The sequence below is a fragment of the Enterobacter sp. PI-10 genome (genome assembly GCF_027947695.1).
Classification (GTDB): domain Bacteria; phylum Pseudomonadota; class Gammaproteobacteria; order Enterobacterales; family Enterobacteriaceae; genus Enterobacter; species Enterobacter vonholyi.
This window is the reverse complement of sequence record NZ_JAJNOG010000005.1, coordinates 36788-49927: the sequence shown is the minus strand read 5'-3', so window position 1 is coordinate 49927 and position 13140 is coordinate 36788. Positions and strand designations below refer to the sequence as shown.

Annotated in this window: 13 protein-coding genes and 1 pseudogene; 10 read left to right on the top strand and 4 right to left on the bottom strand. The window is 56.2% G+C overall.

The window, feature by feature from the left end; genetic code table 11:
* Positions 1-6 precede the first annotated feature (6 nt).
* Genes recF through dnaA form a run of 3 tightly spaced genes read right to left on the bottom strand, consistent with a single transcriptional unit; the run spans position 7 to position 3579 of the window.
* Positions 7-1080, bottom strand: a complete 1074-nt coding sequence (gene recF, locus LRM19_RS12990) for a DNA replication/repair protein RecF (RefSeq protein ID WP_150326369.1) — start codon at positions 1078-1080, stop codon at positions 7-9.
* Positions 1080-2180, bottom strand: coding sequence for a DNA polymerase III subunit beta (gene dnaN / locus LRM19_RS12985; protein ID WP_223580806.1), 1101 nt, complete (start codon positions 2178-2180; stop codon positions 1080-1082). Before dnaN ends, recF begins: the two co-directional genes overlap by 1 nt.
* 4 nt (positions 2181-2184) lie before the next feature.
* Positions 2185-3579 (bottom strand): chromosomal replication initiator protein DnaA, encoded by a 1395-nt coding sequence (gene dnaA, locus LRM19_RS12980; RefSeq protein ID WP_010426558.1) that lies wholly within the window; start codon positions 3577-3579, stop codon positions 2185-2187.
* A gap of 320 nt (positions 3580-3899) precedes the next feature.
* Between dnaA and LRM19_RS21220 the strand changes: the two are divergent.
* The 10 genes and pseudogenes from LRM19_RS21220 to LRM19_RS12935 form a co-directional block, all read left to right on the top strand.
* Positions 3900-3950 (top strand): annotated as a pseudogene (locus tag LRM19_RS21220) (hypothetical protein); the annotation flags it as partial.
* A gap of 228 nt (positions 3951-4178) precedes the next feature.
* Positions 4179-4319, top strand: a complete 141-nt coding sequence (gene rpmH / locus LRM19_RS12975) for a 50S ribosomal protein L34 (RefSeq protein WP_000831330.1) — start codon at positions 4179-4181, stop codon at positions 4317-4319.
* A gap of 16 nt (positions 4320-4335) precedes the next feature.
* The gene (rnpA, locus tag LRM19_RS12970) at positions 4336-4695 is read left to right on the top strand and encodes a ribonuclease P protein component (protein ID WP_032640303.1); all 360 of its coding nucleotides are present in this window, start codon (positions 4336-4338) and stop codon (positions 4693-4695) included.
* A complete protein-coding gene (gene yidD, locus LRM19_RS12965; RefSeq protein ID WP_001307474.1) occupies positions 4659-4916 on the top strand; it encodes a membrane protein insertion efficiency factor YidD in 258 nt (85 codons plus the stop codon). Before rnpA ends, yidD begins: the two co-directional genes overlap by 37 nt.
* Before the next feature lie 2 nt (positions 4917-4918).
* Positions 4919-6562, top strand: coding sequence for a membrane protein insertase YidC (gene yidC, locus LRM19_RS12960; protein ID WP_115876769.1), 1644 nt, complete (start codon positions 4919-4921; stop codon positions 6560-6562).
* A gap of 72 nt (positions 6563-6634) precedes the next feature.
* The gene (gene mnmE / locus LRM19_RS12955) at positions 6635-7999 is read left to right on the top strand and encodes a tRNA uridine-5-carboxymethylaminomethyl(34) synthesis GTPase MnmE (RefSeq protein WP_032644252.1); all 1365 of its coding nucleotides are present in this window, start codon (positions 6635-6637) and stop codon (positions 7997-7999) included.
* Between the two features lie 111 nt (positions 8000-8110).
* Positions 8111-9286 carry an MFS transporter gene (locus LRM19_RS12950; RefSeq protein WP_271369056.1) on the top strand — a complete coding sequence of 392 codons (1176 nt, stop codon included), beginning with the start codon at positions 8111-8113 and terminating at the stop codon, positions 9284-9286.
* Positions 9255-10226, top strand: a complete 972-nt coding sequence (yidZ, locus tag LRM19_RS12945; RefSeq protein ID WP_111964239.1) for an HTH-type transcriptional regulator YidZ — start codon at positions 9255-9257, stop codon at positions 10224-10226. Before LRM19_RS12950 ends, yidZ begins: the two co-directional genes overlap by 32 nt.
* Positions 10227-10348: 122 nt before the next feature.
* A complete protein-coding gene (locus tag LRM19_RS12940; protein WP_271369055.1) occupies positions 10349-11095 on the top strand; it encodes a 4'-phosphopantetheinyl transferase family protein in 747 nt (248 codons plus the stop codon).
* Between the two features lie 36 nt (positions 11096-11131).
* On the top strand, positions 11132-11698 hold the full coding sequence (locus LRM19_RS12935; RefSeq protein ID WP_014833835.1) for an NADPH-dependent FMN reductase: 567 nt from the start codon (positions 11132-11134) through the stop codon (positions 11696-11698).
* Between the two features lie 91 nt (positions 11699-11789).
* On the opposite strand, the gene adeP is transcribed toward LRM19_RS12935, so the two are convergent.
* On the bottom strand, positions 11790-13127 hold the full coding sequence (gene adeP / locus LRM19_RS12930) for an adenine permease AdeP (protein ID WP_271369169.1): 1338 nt from the start codon (positions 13125-13127) through the stop codon (positions 11790-11792).
* Positions 13128-13140 lie beyond the last annotated feature (13 nt).

The following is a 13140-nucleotide window of genomic DNA, read 5'->3' as shown; positions in this document are numbered from 1 at the left end:
CTTGGGTTAATCCGTTATTTTACCCTTTTCCACGGTAAACATCTTCGAATTTTCGTCCGACATGTCTATAACGTGTTCAGCGCTTATCGCGCTAACGAAAACCTGCGACTGCGTGGCTTTTAAGCGGCTGGCAAGCAGCCCGCGCCGCGCGTCGTCAAGTTCCGAGGCAAAATCATCTATCAGGTACAGGCAGCGTCTTCCGCTCTCGCGGGTGAGAAACTCCCCCTGTGCCAGGCGCAGCGCGCACATCAGGAGCTTGAGCTGCCCGCGCGACAGCGTGTCTTCCACCGGCGCACCGTCAGCACGAATGCGGAAATCCGCCTTGTGCGGGCCGTGCGCGGTATAGGTCAACATGCGGTCGCGCTCGAAGCTTCTCTCTAACACCTCGGCATAGTCCGTCTCTTTCTCCCAGCCGCGCTGGAAGGAGAAGGTGAGAGAGAATTCAGGTAAAAACTGTTTGCAGGTGTCGGCCATGTCTTCGGCGATACCAGCGCTGTATTCGGCACGCCAGCGGCTGATCTGTTCCGCAAGAGGGATTAACTCCATGTCCCACGGACGCAGCTGGGCGTAGCGCGTCACCTGGCGCAGCGCGGCGTTACGCTGCTTGAGCAGACGCTTCAGGTTGCTCCAGGCGTTAAAGAATCCGGCTTCGTTGTGAAAGCATCCCCAGTCGAGGAACGCTCTTCTGTATTTGGGGCCGCCATTGAGTAAAGTAAACCCCTCGGGCGTTATCAGCTGCATCGGCATCAGCAGCGCCAGCTCCGCCACTTTATGGCCGTCGGTGCCGTCGATGCGCACCTTGCTGTCGCCCTGCTTGTCTTTGGTCAGGCCGATGGCGGTCTCCCGCTCCGTACCCTGCAAACGCCCGTGCAGAACAAAGGATTCCTGCTCGTGGCGAATAACGCGACCAATCTGCAAACTGCGAAACGCCCGGCCGTGGCCGAGCGTATAGATGGCTTCCAGCACGCTGGTTTTGCCGCTGCCGTTCGCGCCAACCAGGAAGTTAAAGCCGGGGGATAAAGCGAGATCCGCGCTTTCGATATTGCGAAAGTCGCGGATCAACAGACGGGTGAGCGACATTACAGTCTCATTGGCATGACAACATAGGCAGCCGACTGTGATGCGGCATCTTCAATCTGTACGCTCGAAACGGAGTCGGTCAGCAGGATGCGCACGTTCTCGCATTTAAGCGCGTTCAGTACATCCAGCACGTAGCTAACGTTGAAGCCGATTTCCATCTCAGCCCCGGAATAGGTGACGTCCAGAATCTCTTCTGCCTCTTCCTGCTCCGGGTTATTGGCGGTGATTTTGATCTGGTTTTCACTCACGTACAGGCGCACGCCGCGGAATTTCTCGTTAGAGAGAATGGCCGCACGTGCAAACGCCTGCTTGAGGCTATCGCAACCGGCTTCCAGCGTTTTGTCCGGATTCTTCGGCAATACGCGGCGATAATCCGGGAAACGGCCGTCAACCAGCTTCGATGTGAAGACAAAGTCGCCCACGTGTGCGCGGATGTTGTTGCTGCCGATCTGCACGCGCAGCGGCGTGTCGCCACCGTCGAGCATACGCATCAGCTCAATCACCCCTTTACGCGGCACGATCACCGAATGGTTTGGCAGTGAGTCGCCAATCGGCATAGAACAGACCGCCAGACGGTGGCCGTCGGTTGCCACGGTACGCAGCTCTTCACCTTCGGTTTCGAACAGCATGCCGTTTAAGTAGTAACGAACGTCCTGATGCGCCATGGAAAACTGCGTGGCTTCAATCAGACGCTTCATCGTCGCCTGAGGCAGGGTGAATTCAACTTCGCTCTGCCAGTCGTCCAGGTTCGGGAAGTCCGCTGCTGGCAGCGTGGAGAGCGAGAAACGGCTGCGGCCAGAACGCACCAGCATACGGTCGCCTTCCAGCTGCACGGCGATTTCAGCGCCTTCCGGCAGCCCGCGGCAGATATCAAAGAATTTACGTGCCGGAACCGTGGTCGCGCCCGCGTCGTGCGGCTGCGTCAGCGTAACGCGCGCGATCATTTCCATTTCCAGATCTGTACCGGTCAGCGACAGCGTACCGTCCGCGACCTGAAGCAGCAGGTTTCCGAGAATAGGCAGCGTTGGGCGACCGCCTAATGGGCCACTCACCTGTTGCAGCGGTTTTAATAAATGTTCACGTTCAACGGTAAATTTCATAGCGTCACGATGATAATGTTCTGATTAAATTGGAAAAATCTTCTTTTATGTCGTGGCTTTCTTCGCGTAACTGCTCAATCTTGCGACAAGCGTGCAGTACGGTCGTATGGTCACGGCCACCAAACGCATCCCCAATTTCCGGCAGACTGTGGTTGGTTAACTCCTTTGCCAGCGCCATCGCCATCTGACGCGGACGCGCCACCGAGCGGGAACGACGTTTAGACAGTAAATCTGCCACTTTGATCTTGTAGTACTCAGCCACCGTCTTTTGAATATTGTCGATAGTGACCAGTTTTTCCTGCAATGCCAGCAAATCGCGCAGCGCTTCACGCACAAAATCGATGGTAATCGCACGACCGGTGAAGTTGGCATTGGCGATAACGCGGTTCAGTGCCCCCTCCAGCTCACGGACGTTGGAGCGCAGACGCTTGGCAATGAAGAACGCCACTTCACCCGGCAGGCGAATGTCGTTTTCATCGGCTTTCTTCATCAGGATCGCGACGCGGGTTTCCAGCTCCGGTGGCTCGATCGCCACGGTCAGGCCCCAGCCGAAGCGGGATTTCAGACGATCTTCAACGCCGTTGATCTCTTTTGGGTAACGATCCGAGGTCAAAATGATCTGCTGATTGCCTTCCAGCAGGGCATTGAAGGTGTGGAAAAATTCTTCCTGCGATCGTTCTTTATTGGCAAAGAACTGGATGTCATCGATCAGCAGCGCGTCAACGGAACGATAGTAGCGTTTAAACTCTTCGATCGCATTGTTTTGCAGGGCTTTTACCATGTCCTGAACGAAGCGTTCGGAGTGCATATACACCACTTTGGCATTGGGCTTGCGCGCCATGATGCCGTTGCCCACCGCATGCAGCAGGTGCGTTTTACCCAGACCCGTGCCGCCATAAAGGAACAGCGGGTTGTAGGCGCCACCGGGATTATCAGCAACCTGACGAGCCGCCGCGCGCGCCAGCTGGTTCGATTTACCTTCAACGAAGTTATCGAACGTGTGTTTCACGTTAACGTTAGAGCGGTAGGTTGGCTCAGCCGGTGCAGGGACATTATCCCAGCCCTGACGAGCGGGTGCGACGCGAGGGGCCGGAGCAGGAGCGGCCTGAGCAGGCGCTGCGACGTTCACGGTTTCACGTACGGTTTGGGTGACCGGCTTTGTGCCCACTTCAAAGCGCAGCTGCGGGGCATCTGACCCACAGAAATCGTTCAGCAGTCCATTGATGTTATTAAGGTACTTGTCCCTTACCCAATCGAGCACAAAACGGTTTGGCGCATACAAAGCCAGCGTGTTATCGCTCAGTTCCGCCTGCAACGGGCGGATCCACATACTGAATTCTGTGGCTGGTAACTCATCCTGCAATCGGGCAAGACACTGCTGCCAAAGCGAAAGTGACACGGCGGACTCCACTCGAACAATAAAAGAAAACTATTGAATATTCATGATTGTTGGCGCACATCGACATGACCCTGTGTAAAGGGGGACGTGCGAATTGCTATCTGCAATTTATCCTGACCAGGATCCTGGGATCCCGATCGGGACCGCGGATCATAGCCTAAACTGAGCCAGAGATCTTCTGTTTCTCACAGATTCTTCCCGATTTATCCACAGGAAGATCCAGAACCGGGTAAGTGTAAACGATCCTGGCGCGAGTGCCCCGCGATTTAGTCCGCATATTGGAAAAATTAATGAGCACAGACAATTTATTGCTTAAATGATCTAACGAAGATCCGGGACGATCCTTGCGCTTTGTCGGTGAGCCCGTATAATCCTCGACCCGGCGCGTGATGCTCATCTTCCTGCGTCGTCCGTTGCTCATTTTCCACGCGAAAACGTGCGGAAATACGCGGGAAATAAGGAAAGAGAATTGACTCCGGAGTGTACAATTATTACAATCCGGCCTCTTTAATCACCCACGCTGAGGCGTTAGTCGTTCGAAACTCGTTCGGGTATACGCAAAAGTCAGTGAATTTATTCAAGTTTAGGTAGAAATCGCCATGAAACGCACTTTTCAACCGTCTGTACTGAAGCGCAACCGTTCTCACGGCTTCCGTGCTCGTATGGCTACTAAAAATGGTCGTCAGGTTCTGGCACGTCGTCGTGCTAAAGGCCGCGCTCGTCTGACCGTTTCCAAGTAATAAAGCTAACCCCTGAGTGGTTAAGCTAGCATTTCCCAGGGAGTTACGTTTGTTAACTCCCGCTCATTTCACTTTCGTCTTCCAGCAGCCACTACGGGCTGGCACGCCGCAAATCACCATCCTCGGCCGCCAAAATTCGCTGGGGCATCCCCGCATCGGTCTCACAGTCGCCAAGAAAAATGTTAAGCGTGCGCATGAACGCAATCGGATTAAACGTCTGACGCGTGAAAGCTTCCGTTTACGTCAGCACGAACTGCCTTCAATGGATTTCGTGGTGGTGGCTAAAAAGGGGGTTGCCGACCTCGATAACCGTGCTCTCTCGGAAGCGTTGGAAAAATTATGGCGCCGCCACTGTCGCCTGGCTCACGGGTCCTGATAGCCCTCATTCGGGTCTATCAACGCCTGATTAGTCCGCTACTCGGGCCGCACTGCCGTTTCACACCAACATGCTCAAGCTACGGAATTGAGGCATTGCGCAGGTTTGGAGTGATAAAAGGCAGTTGGTTGACGGTGAAACGCGTATTAAAATGCCACCCTTTACACCCCGGTGGAGACGACCCCGTCCCTCCAGGACCCTTTGATACCAGAGAACACTAACGATGGATTCGCAACGCAATCTTCTTATCATCGCTTTGTTGTTCGTGTCTTTCATGATCTGGCAGGCATGGGAGCAGGATAAAAATCCTCAACCCCAGCAGCAGACCACGCAGACTACGACCACCGCAGCGGGTAGCGCCGCCGACCAGGGCGTACCGGCCAGTGGCCAGGGGAAACAGATTACGGTTAAGACCGATGTGCTTGAGCTGACAATCAACACCCGTGGTGGTGATGTTGAGCAGGCGCTGCTGTTGACCTACCCGAAAGAGCTGAAGTCTAACGAACCGTTCCAGTTACTGGAAACCACGCCTGAGTTTATCTACCAGGCGCAGAGCGGCCTGACCGGTCGTGACGGCCCGGATAACCCGGCTAACGGTGCGCGTCCACTGTATACCGTCGAGAATGACACCTTTGTGCTGGCTGATGGCCAGAACGAACTCGTTATCCCGATGACCTATACCGACGCCGCAGGCAACACCTTCACCAAAACCTTCACCCTGAAACGCGGTGAGTATGCGGTGAACGTGGGCTACAGCGTACAGAACGCCAGTGCGAAACCGCTGGAACTGTCCACCTTCGGTCAGCTGAAGCAGTCCATCAATCTGCCGTCTCACCGTGACACCGGAAGCAGTAACTTTGCGCTGCATACCTTCCGTGGCGCGGCGTACTCCACGCCAGACGCGAAGTATGAGAAATACAAATTCGACACCATTGCCGATAACGAAAACCTGAACGTCAGCGCTAAAGGCGGTTGGGTGGCAATGCTGCAGCAGTATTTCGCCACTGCGTGGGTGCCAAATAACGACGGTACCAACAACTTCTATACCGCGAACCTGGGCAACGGTATTGCAGCCATCGGCTACAAATCTCAGCCGGTTCTGGTACAGCCGGGTCAAACCGGTAAGCTGGCAAGCACCCTGTGGGTCGGCCCGGAAATTCAGGACAAAATGGCCGCTGTTGCGCCGCACCTGGATCTGACCGTGGATTACGGTTGGTTGTGGTTCATCTCTCAGCCGCTGTTTAAGCTGCTGAAGTTCATCCACAGCTTCCTGGGTAACTGGGGCTTCTCCATCATCGTTATCACCTTCATCGTTCGTGGCATCATGTACCCGCTGACTAAAGCGCAGTACACCTCCATGGCGAAGATGCGCATGCTGCAGCCGAAGATTCAGGCAATGCGTGAGCGTCTGGGCGATGACAAACAGCGTCAGAGCCAGGAAATGATGGCCCTGTACAAAGCAGAGAAAGTGAACCCACTGGGTGGCTGCTTCCCGCTGCTGATTCAGATGCCAATCTTCCTTGCGCTGTACTACATGCTGATGGGTTCCGTTGAGCTGCGCCACGCGCCGTTCGCTCTGTGGATCCATGACCTGTCCGCACAGGACCCGTACTACATCCTGCCGATCCTGATGGGCGTGACGATGTTCTTCATCCAGAAGATGTCGCCGACCACCGTGACCGACCCGATGCAGCAGAAGATCATGACCTTTATGCCGGTCATCTTCACCGTGTTCTTCCTGTGGTTCCCGTCAGGTCTGGTGCTGTACTATATCGTCAGCAACCTGGTGACCATCATCCAGCAGCAGCTGATTTATCGTGGTCTGGAAAAACGTGGCCTGCATAGCCGCGAAAAGAAAAAGTCCTGATCCGATAAGTTAACGCTAAAATAAGGGCGGTCGATTGACCGCCTTTTTTATTTGTATTGAACGAGAGCAACCATGAGCCATAACGACACTATCGTCGCCCAGGCAACCCCACCGGGACGCGGTGGTGTAGGCATTCTGCGCATCTCCGGCCTGAAGGCGCGCGAGGTGGCCGAAGCGGTGCTGGGTAAACTGCCAAAGCCGCGCTACGCTGATTACCTGCCGTTTAAAGATACCGACGGCACGCCGCTGGACCAGGGCATTGCGCTGTGGTTCCCCGGCCCTAACTCCTTCACCGGCGAAGACGTGCTGGAGCTGCAGGGCCACGGCGGCCCGGTTATCCTCGACCTGCTGTTAAAACGGATCCTGACCCTGCCTGGCCTGCGCATTGCAAAGCCGGGCGAGTTCTCCGAGCGAGCCTTCCTCAACGATAAGCTCGACCTGGCGCAGGCAGAAGCGATTGCAGACCTGATCGACGCCAGCTCGGAACAGGCGGCCCGCTCCGCCCTGAACTCGCTGCAGGGGGCATTCTCCGCGCGTGTGAATCACCTTGTGGAAGCACTTACTCACCTGCGCATCTACGTGGAAGCGGCTATCGACTTCCCGGATGAGGAGATCGACTTCCTCTCTGACGGTAAAATCGAAGCCCAGCTCAACCAGGTGATGAGCGATCTCGACGCCGTTCGCGCCGAAGCGCGCCAGGGCAGCCTGCTGCGCGAAGGGATGAAGGTGGTGATTGCCGGACGTCCTAACGCCGGCAAATCGAGCCTGCTGAACGCCCTGGCGGGCCGTGAAGCGGCAATCGTGACCGACATTGCCGGTACCACTCGCGACGTGCTGCGCGAGCACATCCACATCGACGGCATGCCTCTGCACATCATCGACACCGCCGGTCTGCGCGATGCCAGCGACGAGGTTGAGCGCATCGGTATCGAACGCGCCTGGCAGGAGATCGAGCAGGCCGACCGCGTGCTGTTTATGGTGGACGGCACCACGACCGACGCCGTTGACCCGGCAGAGATCTGGCCGGACTTTATTGCCCGCCTGCCGGCCAAACTGCCGATCACCGTGGTACGTAATAAGGCAGACGTGACCGGCGAAACTCTGGGCATCAGCGATGTGAATGGTCACTCACTAATCCGCCTGTCGGCGCGGACCGGTGAGGGAGTGGACGACCTGCGCAATCATCTTAAGCAGAGCATGGGCTTTGACACCAGCATGGAAGGCGGCTTCCTGGCGCGTCGCCGTCACCTGCAGGCGCTGGAAGAGGCGGCTAACCACCTTGTCCAGGGTAAAGCGCAGCTGATCGGCGCGTGGGCGGGCGAGCTGCTGGCGGAAGAGCTGCGTCTGGCGCAGCAGAATCTGAGCGAGATCACCGGGGAGTTTACCTCGGACGATTTGCTGGGACGGATCTTCTCAAGCTTCTGTATTGGTAAATAATTCCCGCTAATCAATGGTGATTTCCTCCTGGGAAATCACCATTATCCAAATGGCAACTCGCCTAATCCCTTTTCACCCCCTATCCTGCATGCCTTCATCTATGGGGGGTTTATGGCGCGTTTTCTGTTTTGTAGTTTCGCTTTAGTTCTGCTTTATCCGTCAGGCATTGATATGTATCTGGTGGGATTACCGCATATCGCCCGCGATCTGGGCGCCAGCGAAGCGCAGCTGCACATCGCGTTTTCGGCCTACCTCGCGGGGATGGCGTCGTCGATGGTGTTTGCGGGGAAGATCGCGGATAAGGCAGGCCGTCAGCCTGTCGCTATCTCCGGTGCCATCGTTTTTGCCCTGGCGTCCCTTCTCTGCTCACAGGCGCAAAACAGCACCGTGTTTCTGACCGGGCGCTTTATCCAGGGCATCGGGGCAGGCGGTTGCTACGTGGTGGCGTTTGCCATTTTACGCGACACCTTAAGTGCCCAGCGTCGCGCCAAAGTGCTGTCGATGCTGAACGGCATTACCTGCATCATCCCGGTGCTGGCCCCGGTCGTGGGCTATCTGATCATGCTGAAATTCCCGTGGCAGAGCCTGTTCTGGACCATGGCGGCGATGGGCGCGCTGGTGTTTGTCCTGTCGATCGCCGTGCTGAAAGAGACCCACCCGGGCTCGCAGAATACCGGCCATACCGCAACCATTCACCCGGCAGAGAGGCTCATCAACCGCTTTTTCCTTAGCCGTCTGGCCGTGACCACGTTAAGCGTGGCGGTGATCCTGACCTATGTAAACGTTTCCCCGGTTTTGCTGATGGAGACCATGGGCTTCGATCGCGGTCAGTATTCAACGGTGATGGCATTAACCGCGATGGTCAGTATGGCCGTTTCGTTTTCGACGCCGTTTGCGCTAAATGTTTTCAGCCAGCGCACATTGATGCTGACCTCACAGGTTTTATTCCTCGCCGCCGGCGCGATCCTGGCGACCACCAGCTCACATGCGGTCATGCTGGCGGGTATTACGCTGATTTGTGCCGGGTTCTCGGTTGGCTTTGGCGTGGCGATGAGCCAGGCGCTTGGTCCCTTCTCGCTGCGGGCAGGCGTGGCCAGCTCGGTGCTGGGTATCGCGCAGGTCTGCGGCTCGTCGCTGTGGATTTGGCTGGCGGCGGTCATCGGGCTTAACGCGCTGAATATGCTGATCGGGGTTCTGATTGGCTGTAGCATACTCTGCATTACCTTACTTATGGTCATCCAGCCCGCGGCGCACTATGAAGAAGCCCATCAGCAGTCTCGATCTTAACCTGTTGCTGTGCCTGCAGCTTTTGCTGCAGGAGCGCAGCGTCACCAAAGCGGCAAAGCGGATGAACGTGACGCCGTCGGCGGTAAGCAAATCGCTGGCCAAACTGCGCGACTGGTTCGAAGACCCGCTGTTTGTTAAAACGCCGCTAGGGCTGCTGCCGACGCCGCTGACGGTGAGTCTTGAGCAGGATCTGGCTGACTGGATGCAAATCGGCAACCAGATCCTCGATAAATTCCACCATGATTCTCCGGGCGGGCTGACGTTCGTGCTGGCCGCGGAAACGCCGTTGATGCTGATCCGCTTCAATGCCCTGCTGGAGCAGGTGAACCAGCGCTATCCGCAGGCTACGGTTAAAATGCGCCACTGGGATTACGACTCTCTGGACGCCATTACGCGTGGAGAGGTGGACCTGGGATTCACCGGACGCGAAACACACCCGCGATCGCGTGAATTGCTGAAGCTAATGCCGTGGTTCATCGACTATGAGATCCTGTTCAGCGACCGTCCGTGCGTGTATCTGCGTGAGGATCACCCCGCGCTACAGGATGAATGGAACCTCGAGACTTTTCTGCGCTACCCTCACATCAGCATCTTCTGGGAACGCAGCGACACCTGGGCACTGGACGAAGTGCTAAAGGAGATGGGTCGGGAGAGAAACATTGCCATGAGCGTGCCGGGCTTTGAGCAGTCGATGTTTATGGCAGCACAGCCCGGTCATAACTATATCGCCACGGCTCCGCATTACTGCCATCACTACAATGAACTCCACCAGCGGAAGCTGATCGCGCTTCCTATTCCCATTGACGAAGCGCAGGCTGAAAAGCTCACCGTTCCCTTCACGCTGATCTGGCATAAACGGAACAGCCATAATCCGAAAATTCTATGGTTGCGGGAAACCATCAAGGCGCTGTACGGTGCGAGCGATCCAATTTTTGCCTAAGAAAATGTAAAGTTCGGTCCTAAGGCTTCTCTTACTCCCATTTACTGATTAAAACAGGAGTCAAGTTAAGCGATAATCATGTAACCGTTTAACCGATTACGACCATTATCAAGGAGCGAAAAATGGCTACACACTTTGCAAGAGGGATACTTACGGAAGGACGTCTCGTATCGGCAAGAATTTCTTCAGCCTGTCACCGTGAAGCACTCGATCTCCCGGAACACCGGAGGACGCGGTTTTTAGCGTCCAGAGCACTTCTCGCAGAACTGCTGTTTATGCTGTACGGCACCAGCGAGCTGCCGGACATCATTACCCAACCCGAAGGCCGCCCGGTCTTTGCCGACCCGGATCTCCCTCGTTTTTCGATTGCCTACGCGGGCAATATCATTGGCGTCGCGCTGACCACCGAAGGGGATTGTGGGCTCGATATGGAACTTCAGCGCGCAACGCGCAGCTTCCATGGCGGTAACGCACATGAAGACTATCCGCTCTCCAGCAATGAGAAGTTGTGGGTACGCAACCAGAACGATCCTGTCGAAGCCCGAGCCCAGCTCATTACCCTGCGCCAGAGCATTCGTAAGCTCTGCGGATGCGCCTCAGACGACGCCAGCCTGCTGCAGCTGTTGCCTGGCTCCGGACGTCTGCGTGCCGCCCAAGCCACGCTGGTGGAGGCACTCAGTGACGCAGAGGATGTGCTCATTTGGTCCATTGCGGTTACCCCTGCCATCGAACGCATGAAAATCTGGGAATTTGACAGTCAACAGGGATGGCGTAGCCTTCCTGATGTGCCCGAGCGCGCCAACGAGCCCGCCGCACGCCTGATGCGTTTAACCAGTTTACCGACAGAAAAAGCATTCACCCTTAGCTGATCCAATCAGGGTCATCATGATGAAACAGGAGTAATCATGTCTGATACGTTGAAAGTAGTTACGTTACTGGGAAGCCTGCGCAAAGGTTCATTTAACGGGATGGTTGCCCGCACGCTGCCACAGCTGGCACCGGCAGGTATGGAAATTAGCGCCCTGCCGTCTATTGGCGATATTCCGCTGTATGATGCGGATGTACAGCAGGAAGAAGGGTTCCCGCAGAGCGTTGAGGCGCTGGCAGAGCAGATCCGCCAGGCTGACGGCGTGGTCATCGTCACGCCAGAATATAACTACTCGGTTCCGGGTGGCCTGAAGAATGCCATCGACTGGCTGTCCCGTTTACCTGAACAGCCTCTGTCAGGCAAACCGGTGCTGATCCAGACCAGCTCAATGGGCGCGATTGGCGGCGCTCGCTGCCAGTATCATCTGCGTCAGATCCTGGTATTCCTGGATGCGATGGTGATGAACAAGCCGGAATTTATGGGCGGTGTGATTCAGAACAAGGTCGACCCGCAAACGGGTGAGGTGGTGGATCAGAGCACGCGCGACCATCTCTCTGGCCAGCTGACGGCGTTCGGGGATTATATTAAGCGGGTAAAAGCCTGATAAAAAAGCCCGGTGGCGCTAGCGCTTACCGGGCCTACACTCGTCAGTAGGTCAGGTAAGCGAAGCGCCACCTGACACCACAAACCGCACCTTAGTGCGCGTCAATAAACACAATCTTCAGCACAAACAGCAGCGCCACAATGATGACGCAAGGGCTGAGGTCGCGGAAGCGGCCGGTACCGATCTTCATTACGCAGTAAGAGATAAAGCCCAGCGCGATACCTTCGGTAATCGAGAAGCTGAACGGCATCATCACGGCGGTAATAAACGCTGGCACCGCTTCGGTTAAATCATCCCACTTCACGCGAGACAGGCTGGAGGTCATCAGCACCCCCACATAGATCAGCGCGCCGGCCGCCGCGTACGGAGGCACCATGCCCGCCAGTGGCGAGAGGAAGATCACCAGCAGGAACAGAATACCCACCACAACCGCCGTCAGGCCGGTACGGCCGCCCACGGACACGCCGGAAGAGGATTCAATGTAAGCGGTAACAGACGAGGTCCCGATAAATGAGCCGGTCACGGAGGAGATACTGTCCACAAACAGCGCCTGCTTCATGCGCGGGAATTTGCCTTTCTCATCTGCCAAACCCGCTTTGTCGGTCACGCCGATCAGCGTACCGGAGGAGTCGAACAGGTTCACCAGCATGAAGGAGAAAATCACGCCCGCCAGGCCCAGGTTCAGGGAACCCGCCAGATCAACATGACCAACAACGGTAGAAACGCTCGGTGGCGCGGAAACGATGCCGTTATAGTGAACGTCGCCCAGCATCCAGCCCAGCAGCGTGGTCACCACGATGGACACCAGCACTGCCGCGTGAATATTGCGGGAAGCGAGGATCGCGATGATAAAGAAGCCCAGCACGCCCAGCAGCACGTTATGCGAGGTCAGGTGACCGATGCTCACCAGCGTATCCGGGTTCGCCACGATAACACCCGCGTTTTTCAGCCCCATCATACCGATGAACAGACCGATACCGCTGGTAATGCCCACGCGCAGGCTCACGGGAATGTTTGCAATCATCCAGTAACGTACGCGGAAAATGGTCAGCAGCAGCAGGCCAACCGCGCCCCAGAAGATAGCGCCCATGCCCACCTGCCAAGGCAGACCCATCGCCTGAACAACCACGAACGCGAAGAACGCATTCAGGCCCATCGCCGGTGCCAATGCAACCGGCAGGTTAGCGAATACACCCATCAGAATGCTGCCAAAGGCGGCGATCAGGCAGGTGGTTACAAAGACGGCGCTGGTATCCATGCCAGCAACGCCCAGAATTTGTGGGTTCACAAAAACGATATAGACCATCGTCAGGAAGGTGGTGAAACCAGCGATCACTTCGGTGCGTGCCGTTGTGCCGTGCTCGCGCAGTTTAAAAACGCGCTCAAGCAGACCCTGACCAGATGTCTGGGTAGTGTGTTGTTGACTCATCATCAATTTCCGA